At 41.0% G+C, this 16,498-nt stretch carries 17 protein-coding genes; 8 read left to right on the forward strand and 9 right to left on the reverse strand.

Going from position 1 to position 16,498, the window contains the following annotated elements; genetic code table 11:
* The 7 genes from hemE to FA047_RS00200 all read left to right on the forward strand — a co-directional run bounded on the left by hemE (window position 1) and on the right by FA047_RS00200 (window position 5,193).
* Window positions 1-1,023 carry a uroporphyrinogen decarboxylase gene (hemE, locus tag FA047_RS00170; RefSeq protein WP_136833974.1) on the forward strand — a complete coding sequence of 341 codons (1,023 nt, stop codon included), beginning with the start codon at window positions 1-3 and terminating at the stop codon, window positions 1,021-1,023.
* A 7-nt stretch (window positions 1,024-1,030) separates the two neighbouring features.
* Window positions 1,031-1,579 carry a protoporphyrinogen oxidase HemJ gene (gene hemJ, locus FA047_RS00175; protein WP_136833975.1) on the forward strand — a complete coding sequence of 183 codons (549 nt, stop codon included), beginning with the start codon at window positions 1,031-1,033 and terminating at the stop codon, window positions 1,577-1,579.
* 79 nt (window positions 1,580-1,658) lie between these two features.
* A complete protein-coding gene (locus FA047_RS00180) occupies window positions 1,659-2,225 on the forward strand; it encodes an RNA polymerase sigma factor (protein WP_136833976.1) in 567 nt (188 codons plus the stop codon).
* Entirely contained in the window at window positions 2,206-2,922 is a 717-nt protein-coding gene (locus tag FA047_RS00185; RefSeq protein ID WP_136833977.1) for a hypothetical protein, read from the forward strand. The genes FA047_RS00180 and FA047_RS00185 overlap by 20 nt, the downstream gene beginning before the upstream one ends.
* Window positions 2,923-2,927: 5 nt before the next feature.
* Window positions 2,928-3,728 carry an outer membrane beta-barrel protein gene (locus tag FA047_RS00190; protein WP_136833978.1) on the forward strand — a complete coding sequence of 267 codons (801 nt, stop codon included), beginning with the start codon at window positions 2,928-2,930 and terminating at the stop codon, window positions 3,726-3,728.
* An 82-nt stretch (window positions 3,729-3,810) separates the two neighbouring features.
* Entirely contained in the window at window positions 3,811-4,803 is a 993-nt protein-coding gene (locus tag FA047_RS00195; protein WP_136833979.1) for an ABC transporter ATP-binding protein, read from the forward strand.
* 21 nt (window positions 4,804-4,824) lie between these two features.
* Window positions 4,825-5,193 (forward strand): iron chaperone, encoded by a 369-nt coding sequence (locus tag FA047_RS00200; RefSeq protein ID WP_136833980.1) that lies wholly within the window; start codon window positions 4,825-4,827, stop codon window positions 5,191-5,193.
* 60 nt (window positions 5,194-5,253) lie between these two features.
* On the opposite strand, the gene FA047_RS00205 is transcribed toward FA047_RS00200, so the two are convergent.
* Entirely contained in the window at window positions 5,254-5,670 is a 417-nt protein-coding gene (locus tag FA047_RS00205; protein WP_136833981.1) for a hypothetical protein, read from the reverse strand.
* 193 nt (window positions 5,671-5,863) lie between these two features.
* On the opposite strand from FA047_RS00205, the gene FA047_RS00210 reads away from it, so the two are divergent.
* Complete coding sequence (locus FA047_RS00210; protein WP_136833982.1) at window positions 5,864-7,021, forward strand: glycosyltransferase; 1,158 nt, start codon at window positions 5,864-5,866, stop codon at window positions 7,019-7,021.
* Window positions 7,022-7,069: 48 nt separating this feature from the next.
* On the opposite strand, the gene ilvA is transcribed toward FA047_RS00210, so the two are convergent.
* The 8 genes from ilvA to ilvN all read right to left on the reverse strand — a co-directional run bounded on the left by ilvA (window position 7,070) and on the right by ilvN (window position 16,495).
* Window positions 7,070-8,320 carry a threonine ammonia-lyase IlvA gene (gene ilvA / locus FA047_RS00215; protein WP_136833983.1) on the reverse strand — a complete coding sequence of 417 codons (1,251 nt, stop codon included), beginning with the start codon at window positions 8,318-8,320 and terminating at the stop codon, window positions 7,070-7,072.
* 11 nt (window positions 8,321-8,331) lie between these two features.
* Window positions 8,332-9,504 carry a 2-isopropylmalate synthase gene (locus FA047_RS00220; RefSeq protein WP_136833984.1) on the reverse strand — a complete coding sequence of 391 codons (1,173 nt, stop codon included), beginning with the start codon at window positions 9,502-9,504 and terminating at the stop codon, window positions 8,332-8,334.
* An 11-nt stretch (window positions 9,505-9,515) separates the two neighbouring features.
* Entirely contained in the window at window positions 9,516-10,607 is a 1,092-nt protein-coding gene (gene leuB, locus FA047_RS00225) for a 3-isopropylmalate dehydrogenase (protein WP_136833985.1), read from the reverse strand.
* 19 nt (window positions 10,608-10,626) lie between these two features.
* The gene (locus FA047_RS00230) at window positions 10,627-12,117 is read right to left on the reverse strand and encodes an ATP-binding cassette domain-containing protein (protein WP_205943215.1); all 1,491 of its coding nucleotides are present in this window, start codon (window positions 12,115-12,117) and stop codon (window positions 10,627-10,629) included.
* Window positions 12,117-12,701 carry a 3-isopropylmalate dehydratase small subunit gene (gene leuD, locus FA047_RS00235; RefSeq protein WP_136833987.1) on the reverse strand — a complete coding sequence of 195 codons (585 nt, stop codon included), beginning with the start codon at window positions 12,699-12,701 and terminating at the stop codon, window positions 12,117-12,119. The genes FA047_RS00230 and leuD overlap by 1 nt, the downstream gene beginning before the upstream one ends.
* Window positions 12,702-12,712: 11 nt before the next feature.
* A complete protein-coding gene (gene leuC / locus FA047_RS00240) occupies window positions 12,713-14,119 on the reverse strand; it encodes a 3-isopropylmalate dehydratase large subunit (protein ID WP_136833988.1) in 1,407 nt (468 codons plus the stop codon).
* Window positions 14,120-14,195: 76 nt separating this feature from the next.
* Entirely contained in the window at window positions 14,196-15,677 is a 1,482-nt protein-coding gene (gene ilvC / locus FA047_RS00245) for a ketol-acid reductoisomerase (protein WP_136833989.1), read from the reverse strand.
* Window positions 15,678-15,877: 200 nt separating this feature from the next.
* On the reverse strand, window positions 15,878-16,495 hold the full coding sequence (ilvN, locus tag FA047_RS00250; RefSeq protein WP_136833990.1) for an acetolactate synthase small subunit: 618 nt from the start codon (window positions 16,493-16,495) through the stop codon (window positions 15,878-15,880).
* Window positions 16,496-16,498 lie beyond the last annotated feature (3 nt).

The raw sequence follows: 16,498 nt of genomic DNA on the forward strand, positions 1-16,498 counted from the left end.
ATGAACACGTTATTTTTAGATGCAGCATTTTCAAAGCAAACAGAGCGCCCACCGGTATGGATGATGCGTCAGGCAGGTCGTTTTATGCCTCAGTATTGGGAGATCAAGAACAGGTATTCATTTCTTGAAATGTGCAAAACTCCTGAAATTGCTGCCGATGTAACGATGTTGCCTGTGGACCTGCTCGGAATAGATGCGGCAATCTTGTTCTCCGATATTCTGGTTACAGGAGAAGCAATGGGAGGAGACCTGAGCTTTACCCAGGGAGTAGGGCCTAAATTTGCAAATCCTGTGCGTACATTGAGGGATGTAGATGCCCTGGAGGTAGATGTACTGGATCGTTTGCAGTATGTTGCCGACGCAATCAAAGTGATTCAACAGCGGTTAAACGGAAGTATTCCATTGATCGGTTTTGCGGGAGCCCCTTTTACAGTAATGAGTTACCTTGTTGAGGGAGGTTCGTCTAAAGACTTCAAATTGACTAAACTTCTGATGCATAACCAGCCTGAAGTGGCCCATAAGTTATTGGCTAAAATTGCGAAAGTTACTGCTGATTACCTGAATCTTCAGATAGCGGCCGGAGTAAATGCCATTCAGATTTTTGATAGCTGGGCACTGGCATTGTCATGGAATGACTACCAGGAGTTTTCTCACAGGTATATCCAGGAGATCATAGCCAATTTGAACAGGAAAGATATCCCTGTGATCTCTTTCTGTAAAGGAAGTTCGGTTTTTGCACCGGTTATGGCCGAAGCTAAGCCAGATGTGATCTCGGTAGACTGGAATGCAGATCTGCTGAATATAAAAAACAGTTTGCCGGCAGGTATCGCCGTTCAGGGAAACCTGGATCCGCATATCCTGTATGCCGACAAGCCAGTGATTAAAAGAGAGATTCTTCGTTTGTTTGAGCGCATGCGCGGACAAAATGGGTTTATATTCAATTTAGGCCATGGCATTATGCCGGATATTCCTTTTGATCATGTGAAATACGCCATAGAGGTCATTAAGGATTTTAAATACTAATATTTCAATGGAGAAGTACTACTATTACGTCATGGCTGTTCATATCATCTTTGTGGTGAGCTGGATGGCAGGATTGTTTTATAGCGTGCGACTCTTTATATATCATACTGAAGCAGAGGGGCGGAATGAGCCAGACCGCAGTATCCTGAAAACCGAATACGAAAGGATGGAATCCAAACTCTGGCACATCATCACCACCCCTGCAATGGTACTCACAGTACTTGCAGGAGTAGTGATGGTTTGTACCCGACCATGGCTGCTCTCTGTGCCCTGGTTTCATGTAAAGCTCGGGTTTGTAGTCGTGTTGCTGATCTATCATTTCATTTGCCAGAATATCATGAAACAGCTAAAACACGGCAAATGCAAAATGAGCTCTTTTAAGCTTCGTTTGTGGAATGAAGTGGCCACAATCCTTTTGGTAGCCATTGTGTTTACTGTAGTGCTTAAAAATGCTGTAGACTGGATTTATGGCCTTGTTGGCCTCATTATATTCGCTGTAGTCATCATGCTCGCTGTAAAATGGTACAAGCATTACCGAAAAAAACACGACTGCTAAGTCAATCCCTCAAAAATATTTTCAATGCCTGTGCAACCTTTTCAAGAGTTGCCTCATCTTCTATATACCAAACACACAAATGAAATTGACGCAATATAGAATTGATGAACTATTAGAAGGATGCAAAGCAGGCAACCGAAAGATGCAGGAAGCGCTTTATACGCAGACCTCATCTAAGATGTTTGCTGTTTGCATGCGTTATGCCAAAGACAGAATGGAGGCTGAAGATGTATTGCAAATGGGTTATATTAAGGTTTTTCAAAAGGTAAAAGAATACCGTGGGGACGGTTCTTTTGAAGGTTGGATACGTAGGATTATGGTGAATACGGCTATTGAGAGCTATCGGAAAGGATTGAGATCGATGAATGTAGTTCCTGTAGAGGATGCTTACGAACAACCCGCAACTGGTTTTGATTTTAGCCGGTTGGGCATGCAGGATTTGATGAAGGTGATACAAAAACTGGCAGACGGATACCGCCTGGTATTTAATATGTATATTATTGAAGGGTACTCTCATAAAGAAATCTCAGAAACACTCGGGATTTCTGAAGGAGCAAGCAAATCGCAATTGTCGAGGGCAAGAGCAATATTAAGGGAAGAAATTATGAAAATGGAGGGCATAAATTATGCAACACATGCAGGATAAAGAGTTTGATCAGTTATTTAAAGACCGTTTTGAAGAGGCCGAGGTACAGCCGTCTTCAAATCTGTGGGATACTATTTCAGCGGAGCTGGAATCTAAACCCAAGGGTGGATTGCAGATTTACTGGATGGCAGCGGCGGTAGCTGTGATGGTGGTGGGTATTGGATTGCTAATGCCTAAGACGGAAAAGATCAGGTTGCAGGCACCTGTTGAAATTGCAGATATTAAGGCCGAAGATGTTTCAAAGCCTTCAGCTAATGTGGTTATTGATGACACAGAATCTGATCAGTCGTATCAAAGCACGCCTCTTGTCATCGCTCCGCGATTAAAGCCTGAGGGTCAGAAAAAAACAATAATCATCATGCAACCTAAAGTTGTAGATGAGCATCTTGTTAATAAGCCTGCAGATGTAAAGGAACACACACCGGTTATGGTAAAACCTCCTGTACCTACAGATATGCCAATTGTAATAGCAAGTGCAAATACTGCTGATCAAAACAGGGAAAATGAAATAGCTGAAACAGAGCGGCCTGAGCGTAAAGGAATCAGGAATGTAGGAGATCTTGTCAATTATGTAGTTGATAAAGTAGACAAGAGAGAAAATAAAATTTTAAAATTTAACACCGATGAGGACGACAATTCATCATTGATAGCGATCAACATCGGATTTATAAGACTGAATTCAAAAAAACACAAATAAACGAAATGAAACCACTAATATTAATAGCGCTTCTGGTAAGTGGACTTACCTTAGCCATGGTACACACTACATCTGCACAGCAGGATTCTACAAAAAAAGCTAAACAATTTGAGGTAGGAGAAGGTATCGGTATTAATATCGGGAAGGTATATAGAGATTCCACGGGAAAGGTCATTTCTAAAGGCCGGTTTGTGGGAGGAATTACTTTTACACGTATGGATCTTGGCTTTAGCAGGTTAGTGGATAATGGTAGCTTTACTTTATCTCCTGAGAATGAATTTTTGGATTATAAAGGGGGAAAAACAAGCACTTTTTCTTTTGATATCCTTCAAATGGGCTATCGTTTTAATGAGCATTTTAAAATTTATGTAGCGGGTGGTTTTGACTGGACGCATATCAGATTACGCAAAGACATCACGATCCAAAGAGATCAGCAGCAACTTACTTATGTACAGGATGACATTCATTATTCTAAAAACCGTTTCTCAAGCAGCTATGTGCATATTCCCCTGAACTTTGAATTGAGAACGAAAGAAAATGATAATGGCAACAGGTTTTATTTTGTAATTGGGCCGGAAGTAGGGTTTCTTTTAAACGGAAAAGTAAAACAGGTGAGCGAGGAAAAAGGGAAACAGAAATTCAAAGATGATTATCGTTTTCAGGCCTTTAGATACGGAGGAACCGTAAGGTTTGGCTACAATGGTCTGGGACTGTTTGCAAAAGTTTATGCAAATGACATGTTTGCCAGCGCTCCTCAAAAAGGGCTGACCAATATGTCATTCGGAGTAACCTTTGGATTGAATTAATAAACACACATACACACAAATAAACCGATCCCGTGGCATTTGCTACGGGATTTTTTTATGGAATTAATTTTATCTTTACGATGTGGAAGAACAGATCATCAGCGTTAGAAACCTCAGTAAGCAATATCAAACGGAACAGGCTTCCGGCATTCAGAATATTAGTTTTGAGATAAAAAAAGGCAGCATCGTCGCCATTATCGGAGAAAGCGGAAGTGGCAAATCAACACTTCTTAAATCTATTTATGGACTGCTTAAGGTAGATGATGGAGAGGTGCTTTACAATGGTAAACGCGTTCTGGGTCCGGATGAGCAATTGATTCCCGGACATAAGGAGATGAAAATGGTGACACAGGATTTTTCATTGAATATTTATGCAAAGGTATATGACAATATAGCTTCTATGCTATCTAATACCAATGTGCAAACCAAGCATGAAAAAACAATGGAAATGATGCGCCATTTGCACATTGATCATTTGAAGGATAAGAAAATAGTTACTTTAAGCGGTGGTGAACAACAGAGAGTGGCCATAGCCAGGGCTTTGGTAAGTGATATTTCTGTTTTATTACTTGACGAGCCTTTTAGTCAGGTAGATGCTTTATTGAAAAATCAACTGCGAGCAGACATAAAGAGAATTGCTGCAGATACAGGTGTAACTGTAATTATGGTTTCACACGATCCTGCAGATGGGTTGTTCTTGTCAGATGAATTGCTGATTATAAAGGATGGGAGGCTCCTGCAGCGCGGTAGTCCGTCACAAATCTACAATCATCCGGACCATATTTATACCGCACAGATATTGGGCAATGCAATTGTACTGCAGGCTGCAGAAGCTGAAAAGCTTGGGATTCAGACTGATGCTGCGCAAGTGGTTTTTTATCCGGAATGGGTAGAGTTAAAGAGTTCATGGAACAGCAGACGTTTTGAGGTGAAAGATGTGTATTATAAAGGTTTTTATGAAGAATTGCTGTTAGAACGTAATGGTGTCGTCATCAGGGCAGTTCAATTGAACAGAGGTGAGCATAAAAAGAACGACCATGTTCAGGCAAATATCAGTCAATTTTTAACATTTTAGTATCGTTTAAAATCAATTGCCATGACAAATAAAGTTAGAAACGTAGAAGAATATATATCAGGTTTTCCTGAAGAGGTGAGGGAAATCCTTGAGCAGGTACGCGCTGCGATCCGTAAAGCCACTCCCGAAGCGGAAGAAACAATAGGTTATGCAATGCCTACCTATAAGTTGAACGGAAATTTAATTCATTTCGCTGCTTACAAGAATCATATTGGATTATATCCTACTCCAAATGGTATTGAAGGATTTAAAGAAGAACTTTCTAAATATAAAGGAGCGAAGGGATCCGTACAATTCCCAATTGATAAGCCAATGCCTTTAGATCTGATCAGTCGGATTACTAAATTCAGAGTAGAAGAGAATTTAAAGTTACCAGTAAAGAAGAAATAAAAAAGGCGGTGTTCGCAAATACCGCCTTTTTTCTAGGATTATAATTGAGTCCCTTTATATTTATGGCTGAAATTGAGAAGGTATAATCACAATCTTAGCTGTCATTACCTGAGTAGGTTTTGCAGGATTGAGGAATTGACTGTCTGCACTTTGGATATTAATGTCAATTCCACCATTGTACAATTCATAGCTGTAAGCATTACCATTCCAGGTAAAGGGAACTTGTATGTAACTGGTGCTAAGGGCAGGGTGACTTAAATAAACCAATACACCTTCGTCATCAAGTGTAATCCCATCAATTTCTTTTACTGGTAATTCTGCAGTATGCATTTGTCCATTATTAGAAGTAATCCATGAACTGGGCTGTATTGTATAAATGTAAGTCCTGTTAGGCGTTTCCTGAATGATGGTGTCTTTTTTGCACGACACCAAGCCCAGCGTGGTGGTACAAAGGATTAAAAATAGGAGCTTTTTCATGTGATTTGTGTGTTTTTGAAGATAGTTAAGCAAATCTGCTGCCATAATATTATTAACTATAGGTTTGTTGAATTTTGTAATTAAAATGTTATGTAAAATAATGATGCTTTGACCTATGATAAATTTTGTGAAAATGGAGATATGCAGATAAATATTTCCGTATAATTGGATTGAAAATGTACTGCCGTTAGCAATGAACATAAAAAGAAGTATCACCAAAAGGTGGAATAGACTTTTGGGTAAGAAAGAAAAAAAGGCTGTTGTTAGTGGTATTATTAATTTTTATCAGACTAATTATCAGAAAAATGTGCTCATTTCTTACCTAACACTTCCATTTCAGGAATCAAATGATTTCAAGCATCAGAACTATCAGACTGCCCATATCGTTGCAGAAAGCTTTTCTAAACTTGGCTATAATGTGGATGTCTATAATTTCTCAGATACAAGCGAGATAGATTACAGTAAGTATTCAGTGGTGTTTGGCTTCGGCGATTGTTTTGAACGGTCATTTTATGATCATAACAGGCAAATTCCAAGAATTCATTTCATTACAGGAGCGCATGATTACCTTCATAATGCCATGAGCTTAAAGTCGGTGCAGGATTTTTATGCACTGTCTGGATTATGGCTTCCCGAAGACGGTCTTGTGCTACGAGGCAATACTTACTACGCTATGTTTGATGCAGATTTCGCAATCATCCTCGCCCATGGGGATGTATTGGAACATTTTAAATCGGAATTTAAAAACAGGACCTATTCTTTAAACAACAATATATTGAATGCTTTTTCCGGCTTCGAACGGAAAAGTGCAATATCAAGGAATAAGAATTTTCTCTTTCTTTGCGGAGGCAGGGTCATCAATAAAGGGCTGCATGTCCTTCTTGAAGTTGCAAGGTCAAGAAAGGACCTGTGCTTTTTTATTATCATTCCTTATTTGGATGAATCACTAGAAAATCATTACAAGGATGTTTTAGATGACAATGACCACGTAATTCTACTGAAGAATATTGCTATGAATTCTGAAGCGATGAGAAATGCTGTTGCTTCTTGCAGCTATTCCATTACTCCGAGTTATGTTGACGGTTTGCCGGGCGGAACTATTGAGCCGATGTCTGCCGGTCTCGTGCCTATAGTGAGTAAATATTGTGGCTTTCCGCACAAAGATTTTATCTTCGAAATGGAAGATTTATCAGCATCAGGACTAAACGATGCTATAGAGAAAGTACTGGCAATGGATGATCAGCAATATGTTGATTGTAGTAACGCAGTGAAAGATTATGCCTGCGAACAATTTGCTTCGGATAATGTGAAGAAGGAACTCCTCCGGATCTTAAAGGAAGAACACTTGTAAACAAAAAAGGCAGCCTATAGGCTGCCTTTTTAATATCAAAATACATCGTTAAACCAGATACTCAAACAAGGTCTGGTCGTTGTTCAATTCTATGATCTCGAACTTAAACTCTTTCATTCTGGCAACCAAAGATTCGTAATCCGCACGGTTGGCCAACTCAATGCCTACAAGGGCCGGACCATTTTCACGGTTCGTTTTCTTGATGAACTCAAACCTGGTAATGTCGTCATGTGGGCCAAGCACGTTATTAACGAACAGTTTCAATGCGCCTGGTCTTTGAGGGAAGCGTACAATGAAGTAATGCTTCAACCCTTCAAAGAGCAAAGATTTCTCTTTGATTTCCTGCATGCGCTCAATGTCGTTATTCCCGCCACTTACAATGCAGACTACATTTTTACCTTTTATCTCGTCTTTGATCTGATCCAGTGAAGCGACAGCCAAGGCACCGGCAGGTTCCACTACAATGGCATCTTCGTTATACAGTTTTAAAATTGTAGTGCAGATTTTTCCTTCAGGTATTAACAGCATCTGATCAAGCAGTTCAGTACAATACTGATAAGTAAGGCTCCCTACTTTTTTCACTGCTGCACCGTCTACAAAACGATCTATCTCTTCCAGCAATATTGGCGAGCCGTTTTCCAGGGCAAGTTTCATGGAAGGGGCGCCTTCTGGTTCTACTCCGATAAGTTGTATTGCTGGTTTTAATCCTCTTAAGTAGCTGCCTACACCTGATGCTAATCCACCACCACCAATAGGCATCACTACGACATCTATCTCAGGAAGGTCCTCAAAGATCTCTACACCTACAGTTCCTTGTCCTTCTATAACTTTTTCATTGTCAAAAGGAGGGATGAAAGTCATCTGATGTTCGGCTGTATAAGCGATTGCCTCTCTTAAACAGTCATCAAACGTGTCGCCTACCAAAACAATCTCAATATGAGATCCGCCAAACATTTCTGTTTGTTTTACTTTTTGTTTGGGCGTAATTTCAGGCATAAAAATTACGCCTTTAATGTTCAGCTTTTTACATGAATGGGCTACTCCCTGAGCATGGTTACCTGCACTTGCACATACCACACCTTTTGCTACCTGTTCCGGTTGCAACGTGCTGATCATGTTATAAGCGCCTCTTAATTTATAAGAGCGCACCAACTGTAAGTCTTCTCTTTTCAGGTAAATATTTGCATCATATTTTTCAGAAAGTCCCGCATTATACTCTAAAGGTGTACGTTTTACCGTCCCTTTCAATCGCTCTGCCGCTGCAACAAAATCTAACTCCACTTCTTTTTCTGTATTCATGTTTATTAAATTTATTGTACCTGAGCTTTCAGAACTTCATTGGCCAAAAACAACACGTCTTCATCGTTGATGCGTCCTTTTTCGTCAGCAAGTATTAAGAAACGTTCATAAACCAGGTCTAAATTTGCTTTGTCCAACTCATGACCTAATCTCTCCAAGTGATGTTTTAGGGCGTGACGGCCACTTCTTGCAGTCAAAACAATATCTGCAGAACCTACACCAACATCTTCGGGTTTTATGATCTCATAATTTTCCCTGTGCTTCAAGAAACCATCCTGATGGATACCAGAGCTATGGGCAAATGCATTCTGTCCTACAATAGCTTTATTAGGCTGTACAGGCATGCGCATCATACTGCTCACCATATCACTGATCTGTCTGAAATGTTTGCTGTTGATATTGGTATGCAAGTTCAGGTCGTGGTGTGTTTTTAAGATCATTGTTACCTCTTCCAAAGCAGTATTTCCTGCACGCTCTCCAATCCCATTGATGGTACATTCCACCTGGCGGGCACCGTTGATGATACCAGACAAGCTATTCGCTGTAGCCAGACCAAGGTCATTGTGGCAATGCACAGAAATGATCGCCTGGTCAATGTTCTTTACATTTTCTTTCAGGAAACGGATCTTTGAACCATATAATTCAGGTAAGCAATAACCATTAGTGTCAGGAATGTTCACTACGGTAGCACCTGCAGCAATCACAGCTTCAACCATTTGAGCAAGAAATACATTGTCTGCACGGCCTGCATCTTCAGCATAAAACTCAATGTCTTCTACGAATTGCTTTGCATATTTAACAGCCTCAACTGCACGCGCTAAAATATCTTCTCTTGTGCTGTTGAATTTATATTTGATGTGCATGTCGGAAGAACCGATACCTGTATGGATACGCGGGCGTTTTGCAAATTTAAGCGCGGCTACTGCAGCGTCAATATCACCTTTATTGGCACGTGTCAACGCACAGATCACAGGCTCTGATACAGCTTTCGATAGCTCTACTACACTCTGGAAATCGCCCGGACTTGAAATAGGGAATCCTGCTTCAATCACGTCAACCCCCAGTGCTTCCAACGCTTTTGCAATTTCTACTTTTTCTGGCGTAGCCAATTGGCACCCAGGCACTTGTTCACCATCACGTAAGGTGGTGTCGAATATATAGACTCTATTTGGATCGTGTAACATAATTCAGGGGTTTAGTTGGTGTAAGCTGTTTGTGCGATAAATTTTAATACAAGTTTGCCCATTTCTTTGGTGCCCAATACATTATAAGGATTGGTTGTTCCATCGGCAATGTCATTGGTCCTGAAGCCTTCTTTAAGCGCTTTGTCGACTGCGGCGACAACTACTTTAGCTTCTTCTTTCAGTCCAAAACCTATTTCGAGCATCAGTGCTACCGAAAGAATAGATGCAAGTGGATTGGCAAGGTCTTTACCTGTAATGTCATGAGCAGAACCATGGATCGGCTCAAAGAAACCTGTTCCATCACCTATTGAGGCTGAAGCCAGCATACCCATCGAACCTGCAATTTGAGAAGCTTCGTCAGTCAGGATATCACCAAACAAATTGGCGGTAAGTACCACATCAAACTGCTTAGGATCTTTGATCAGCTGCATTGCTGCGTTGTCGATGAACATGTGCTCAGTTTTTACCTCAGGATATTCTTTCGAAATGGCTTGTACCGTTTCTCTCCAGAGTCTTGAGCTTTCCAATACATTGGCCTTATCTACAGAACATAGCCTTTTGTTGCGCTGCATGGCTGCTTCATAAGCTTTTCTGGCAATTCTTTCTACTTCGTAGCGGTGATAGATCATCAGGTCTGATGCCGTATTCCTGTCTTCAGAGCGAGTTTTTTCACCAAAGTAAACGTCTCCGGTCAATTCTCTGAAAAATAAGATGTCTGTACCTTTTAAGATGCTTGCCTTGATGCTTGAAGCATTCAATAATTCATCAAATAACAGGATAGGGCGTAAGTTTGCATAGAGTCCAAGTTCTTTGCGGATCTTTAACAAACCTTGTTCAGGGCGTACTTTAAGAGAAGGATCATTGTCATACATAGCATGGCCTACAGCACCAAAAAGTATGGCATCACTTTTTTTCGCTTTTTCCAGTGTTTCATCGGGTAGGGGGTTGCCTGTTGCTTCAATAGCAGCATGACCCATCAGGGCTTCATCAAAAGTAAATTCATGACCAAAATCTTCAGCGATTTGCTCTAAAATTGCTTTACCCCATGTGGTAACTTCAGGTCCGATGCCATCGCCTGGTATAACTAGTATGTTCTTCTTCATTGTACTATATGTTTTATGTTCAGACCGTTTCGAGGTTCTCCACACTCTTGACGACCTTTAATATGTTTTCTACGGTTTTTACTTCACCGTTTTCTAATAAAATTCTTTTCTCTATACAGGCTGGTAGCTGCGATTCAAAATGGCCGACATAAATAAGCGTTGTCCCATTTTTGCACAAATCGTCTACCAGGTGGTTAAAATGTTTGGTTTGCCGCTGGTCTAATCCCTGGCAGGGCTCATCCAAAATCAGTAGCTGAGGATTTTTTATGATGGTCCTGGCCAGAAGTGAAAGCCTTTGTTTTCCTAACGGAAGGGTGTTCATTAATCTGTTCCTGTACTCATCCAAACCGAAATAACTGATCAGTTCGTTTGCCTGGGCAGTTTTGGTATAGCCAGGTTCACAAAATAATCCTGAGCTGTCATAAAATCCTGAAACAACACTTTCCCATACGGTCGCAGAGGCATCAAAATACCAGTGCAATTCAGGAGAGATCAGTCCTATGCGTTCCTTTATTTCCCAAATGCTCTCACCACTTCCTCTCTTGTTGCCAAATATGTAAAACTCGTTTGCATACGCCTGGGGATGATCAGCGCAGATTAAACTCAATAAAGTTGATTTTCCAGAACCGTTAGGTCCCTGTAAAACCCACTTTTCACCAGCTTTTACTTCCCAGTTGATGTTCTTCAATACCTGTTTCTCGCCATAACTGATGTTCACATCAATCATTTTGATTACTGTCGGCGAAGCAGGTATAGGGGCTTCGTTCAGGAATGAAGGAACAGATTTTCCACTTGCTACAGGCACATCATGTGTTCTGTCAGTTTCAGCAATTTCATCAAGCTGACCATCTCTGATAGCTGCATAGCGGTTGATCACTGACGGCAATTCATTGTCATTGCTGATCAGGATCAGTTGCATTCCATCTTCACAAAAAGATTCCAGTAGGGTATTCAGGTTTTGACGGGAAAGTGTATCCAATCCATTGTAAGGCTGATCAAGTATTAGTAGTTGTGGTTTTAACCACAATGCTTTTATAATTTGCAGCTTTTTATGTTCTCCGCTTGACAATTCAATAAGCGCAGAGTTTTTCAATGCAGAAAAACCCAATGCATTCATCAGAACTTCAACATTGCTGAACTCCAGCCCATGTTTTTTGCAGTAACTTTCCAGTTCGGCTTTTACAGTAGCCGTAGTAGGAGTAGCCTGACTGTTGTAACGCTGCTGATAATAGAAATTTGATTGTCCTTCTAGGTCTTTAAACTGGTACCAGTTTGCTACATAATGTACCAAAGCCGGCAGTTTGCTCTCAGGATTAAAGTTGGTTTCAATATTGCCATAGACATGTGAGATGCCGGCAATAGCTTTCGCCAGTGAAGTTTTGCCGCTTCCGCTTTTTCCACACAATAACCAATTCTCTCCGGGACGGACGACCCAGTTCAAATCCTTTAGTACCACATGGTGGTGATACTTCAGGTTAAGGTTTGTGATATGGACGACGGGGTTTGACATTATCTTGCTTGTTCGAACGCTTCTATTGACTGTTTTTGGTTTAAAATGAAATCGATGTCATCATGGCCATTAATCAGGCATGATTTTTTATAAGCATTGATCTCAAAATCTGTTTTTTCTCCGGTGGCAACAATCGTTACCGTTTGGCTTTCCAGGTCAACGTCTAGCTGTGCATTGTTGTCCTGATCTACTGCTTTAAAAATAGCAGCAAGGAAATCCTCACTTACCTGGATAGGCAAAAGACCGTTGTTCAATGCATTTCCTTTGAAAATATCAGCAAAAAAACTGCTGATTACCACATCAAAACCGGCGTCTTGAATTGCCCAGGCTGCGTGTTCACGGCTGCTTCCGCAACCAAAGTTTTTACCAGCAACCAATATTTGCCCCTTATAAGCAGGATCGTTCAATACGAAATCCACTTTAGGCGTATTGTCGCCATTGTAACGCCAGTCGCGGAACAGGTTTTCGCCAAAACCTTCACGGGTAGTAGCTTTTAGAAACCTCGCAGGTATGATCTGGTCGGTATCAATATTCTCTATATTTAAAGGCACAACTGCCGATGTTAATCTTTCGAATTTTTTCATCTTCTTACTCTTTAAGCTTCAGCCAACAAATCTCTTACATCTGTGATTTTTCCCGTTACGGCTGCTGCTGCTGCTGTAAGCGGACTTACCAGTAAAGTTCTGGCATCAGGGCCCTGACGGCCCTCAAAATTCCTGTTGGAAGTAGATACACAGTATTTTCCCGCAGGAATCTTGTCCTCATTCATTCCCAGACAAGCACTGCATCCTGGTTCCCGGAGCTGGAAGCCTGCAGTTTCAAAGATCTTATCCAGACCTTCGTTCTTTGCCTGCTGTTCTACCTGTTTAGAACCCGGAACAATCCATACAGTTACATTTTCCGCTTTCTGTTTGCCCTTCACAAATTCAGCTACTTCACGTAAATCTTCAATACGTGAGTTGGTACAGCTGCCAATGAAAACATAATCCACAGGTTTTCCAATCAATGAAGCATTGTCGTCAAAGCCCATATAATCCAAGGCTTTCTGATAAGAAAGTTGCTCTTTGCCGGGCTGCGAACTGGTTGCAGGAATATTTTCTTTAATACCCATACCCATACCCGGATTGGTTCCGTAAGTAATCATAGGGGCAATGTCTTCTGCTTCAAAAGTCAGTACGCTATCAAATTTCGCATCAGCATCGCTGTACAAAGTTTTCCAATAGGCAAGTGCTTTATCCCACTCTGCCCCTGCAGGAGCAAATTCTCTGCCTTTGATGTAATCGAAGGTAATCTGATCAGGAGCAATTAATCCGCCTCTGGCGCCCATCTCGATACTCATGTTACAGATCGTCATGCGTGCTTCCATACTCAAAGCTTCGATGGCCGAACCTGCGTATTCAATAAAATATCCAGTGCCACCGGCAGCAGAAATTTTAGCAATGATGTATAAAATAATGTCTTTAGCAGTTACGCCCTTTCCTAAGGTACCATTCACTTCAATTTTCATGGTCTTAGGTTTCTGCTGCAATAGACATTGAGTCGCAAAAACCTGTTCTACCTGAGAAGTACCTATGCCAAAAGCGATAGCACCAAAAGCACCGTGTGTAGAGGTATGACTATCGCCGCAAACCATCGTTTTACCTGGTAAAGTGATACCCAGCTCCGGACCTATAACGTGAACGATCCCCTGAAAAGGATGACCCAATCCATATAGTTCAATGCCAAACTCTGCACAGTTTTTAGTCAGCATATCCACCTGATAGCGTGAAAGTTCTTCTTTGATAGGTTGAAGCTGGTTGATCGTAGGTACGTTATGGTCGGCTGTAGCTACAGTTTGCTTTGGACGAAGCACAGGTAAACCTCGTTTGCGCAAGCCATCAAAAGCCTGTGGAGAAGTTACCTCATGAATCAAGTGTGTATCTATGTACAAAATATCAGGAAATCCTGCTTCACTTTTTACAACGTGTGCATCCCAAATTTTTTCTACTAATGTTTTTGACATTTTATTCTATTTAAAAAAGGTTGTCTGAAAAGGTACGGTCGTCATCACTCTTTCCAGACATCCTCTTGTTGTTATATTATGCAGTTTTAATCGCTTTCATTGCAGTCATTGCTTTTCTCAATTCAGCACCGATCTGCTCAACCTCATGCGAACGGATAGCTTCATTTACAGCAATTAAAGTTCTGTTATCCACAGCGCCATCTTTACCTTCATTGAAGTTTTTACCAACGAGGTCAGTATCTACTCTTGTCATGAAGTCTGCCAAAAGAGGCTTACAAGCAGCATCAAACAGGTAACAGCCATATTCTGCAGTATCAGAGATCACACGGTTCATTTCGAACAATTTTTTACGTGCAATGGTATTAGCGATAAGCGGAGTTTCGTGCAGCGACTCATAATAAGCAGACTCAGGTTTGATACCTGCCTGAACCATAGTTTCAAAAGCCAGTTCAACACCTGCTCTTACGAAAGCAACCATCAAAGTATAGTTGTCAAAATATTCCTGCTCACCGATTTTCACATCACCTGCAGGAGTTTTTTCGAAAGCAGTTTCACCTGTAGCTGCACGCCATCCCAATAGGTTTTTATCACCATTAGCCCAGTCTTCCATCATGATGCGGCTAAATTCGCCACTCATGATGTCATCCTGATGTTTTTGGAACAAAGGACGCATGATGGTTTTCAATTCCTCAGAGATCTCAAAAGCTTTGATTTTAGCGACATTGCTTAATCTGTCCATCATTGCAGTGATACCACCTTGCTTCAAAGCTTCAGTGATTACCTCTACACCATATTGAACCAATTTAGAAGCATAACCTGCGTCAATTCCTTTTTCAAGCATTTTGTCGAAAGAAAGGATAGAGCCAGTTTGCAACAAACCGCAAAGGATAGTTTGCTCACCCATTAAGTCAGATTTTACTTCAGCTACGAAAGATGATTTCAATACACCTGCCCTGTGACCACCTGTTCCCACACAATATGCTTTAGCCTGTGCAAGACCTTTTCCTTCCGGATCGTTCTCAGGGTGAACAGCGATTAGCGTAGGTACACCAAATCCTCTTACATACTCAGCTCTTACTTCACTTCCAGGGCATTTTGGCGCCACCATGATTACTGTAATGTCTTTACGGATCTGCATGCCTTCTTCAACGATGTTGAAACCATGTGAATACAATAATGTAGCTCCTTGTTTCATCAAAGGCATTACAGCATTTACTACTGAGGTGTGTTGTTTGTCAGGAGTAAGGTTGATTACCACATCAGCTTCAGGAATCAATTCTTCATACGTACCTACAGTAAAGTTGTTGTCTGTCGCATTTTTCCATGAATCTCTTTTACCTTCAATCGCTTCTTTACGCAAAGCATAGGCAACATTTAAACCACTATCTCTTAAATTTAAACCCTGGTTAAGGCCCTGGGCTCCGCAACCTACGATTACCAGTTTTTTTCCTTTTAATGCATTTACGCCGTCCAGGAATTCAGAACTGTTCATGAAATCGCAAACACCTAATTGGTTTAATTTTTCTCTAAGAGGTAGTGTGTTAAAATAATTTGACATCTTTTTATTGTTTTGATTTTTTAAGGTTCGTTTAATTTGTTTTGTATTGTTGTTTCGTTCAATCTGCTTGCGCGTCATTTCGAAATGAGGAACGATTGAGAGATCTCTTGTTTAACTAATTCAAGAGATTCCTCCTTCGTCGGAATGACGCTGCAATACCGGCCTATGACCGCTTAACCAGCTTGAGAGGACAAATGCCTTTACATGCTGAATACGTTCTTTTCCTTATCAAGGAATTCGTTCTCGATCACATCTTCACCCGGTTCCCTGCGCTCAAATTCTCTCAGTTTACGGTTAAAGCCATCACTGTCTTTGATGATCGCTACCCTGGCACTCCTGACAAATTCAATCAGTCCATAAGGCTGTAATACTTCAATCAGTTTATCAGTTTCCTCGCGGTGACCAGTAGTTTCAAAAACAGTGTAGTCTTTACGGATCACTACGGCACGGGCACCAAATTCACGCAGCAGACGCTCTACCGGTGCACGTTCAGCAATGGTATCTGTAGGCACTTTGTAAAGCGCCATTTCCTGCCAGATGATATCTTCATTCGTATTATAATATACTTTCAATACCTCTACCTGTTTTTCAATCTGACGGGCAAGTTTCCGCACTACTTCTTCAGTCTCGTGAATAAGAATGTTAAAACGGTGGATGTGCTCAATCTCAGAAGGAGAGGTGTTTAAGCTTTCGATATTTATCTTTCTTCTTGAAAAGATGATGGCTATACGGTTAAGTATGCCGATTCTATTTTCGGTATATACAGTAATCGTAAATTCCTGTTTTCCGTTTAATTCTGTTTCGTTGGAATTGCTCATGAT

It is taken from the genome of Pedobacter frigoris (assembly GCF_005116445.1).
In the GTDB taxonomy this organism is placed as follows: domain Bacteria; phylum Bacteroidota; class Bacteroidia; order Sphingobacteriales; family Sphingobacteriaceae; genus Pedobacter; species Pedobacter frigoris.

Bases quoted from the DNA above. Each gene is read 5' to 3' on its own strand.
- leuD (WP_136833987.1), bottom strand. From the start codon at position 12,701: ATGAAAAAATTCGAAAGATTAACATCGGCAGTTGTGCCTTTAAATATA.
- FA047_RS00180 (WP_136833976.1), top strand. From the start codon at position 1,659: ATGAAATTGACGCAATATAGAATTGATGAACTATTAGAAGGATGCAAA.
- hemE (WP_136833974.1), top strand. From the start codon at position 1: ATGAACACGTTATTTTTAGATGCAGCATTTTCAAAGCAAACAGAGCGC.
- FA047_RS00190 (WP_136833978.1), top strand. From the start codon at position 2,928: ATGAAACCACTAATATTAATAGCGCTTCTGGTAAGTGGACTTACCTTA.
- ilvN (WP_136833990.1), bottom strand. From the start codon at position 16,495: ATGAGCAATTCCAACGAAACAGAATTAAACGGAAAACAGGAATTTACG.
- FA047_RS00210 (WP_136833982.1), top strand. From the start codon at position 5,864: ATGAACATAAAAAGAAGTATCACCAAAAGGTGGAATAGACTTTTGGGT.
- FA047_RS00205 (WP_136833981.1), bottom strand. From the start codon at position 5,670: ATGAAAAAGCTCCTATTTTTAATCCTTTGTACCACCACGCTGGGCTTG.
- leuC (WP_136833988.1), bottom strand. From the start codon at position 14,119: ATGTCAAAAACATTAGTAGAAAAAATTTGGGATGCACACGTTGTAAAA.
- hemJ (WP_136833975.1), top strand. From the start codon at position 1,031: ATGGAGAAGTACTACTATTACGTCATGGCTGTTCATATCATCTTTGTG.
- FA047_RS00185 (WP_136833977.1), top strand. From the start codon at position 2,206: ATGCAACACATGCAGGATAAAGAGTTTGATCAGTTATTTAAAGACCGT.
- FA047_RS00220 (WP_136833984.1), bottom strand. From the start codon at position 9,504: ATGTTACACGATCCAAATAGAGTCTATATATTCGACACCACCTTACGT.
- FA047_RS00200 (WP_136833980.1), top strand. From the start codon at position 4,825: ATGACAAATAAAGTTAGAAACGTAGAAGAATATATATCAGGTTTTCCT.
- FA047_RS00230 (WP_205943215.1), bottom strand. From the start codon at position 12,117: ATGTCAAACCCCGTCGTCCATATCACAAACCTTAACCTGAAGTATCAC.
- ilvA (WP_136833983.1), bottom strand. From the start codon at position 8,320: ATGAATACAGAAAAAGAAGTGGAGTTAGATTTTGTTGCAGCGGCAGAG.
- leuB (WP_136833985.1), bottom strand. From the start codon at position 10,607: ATGAAGAAGAACATACTAGTTATACCAGGCGATGGCATCGGACCTGAA.
- ilvC (WP_136833989.1), bottom strand. From the start codon at position 15,677: ATGTCAAATTATTTTAACACACTACCTCTTAGAGAAAAATTAAACCAA.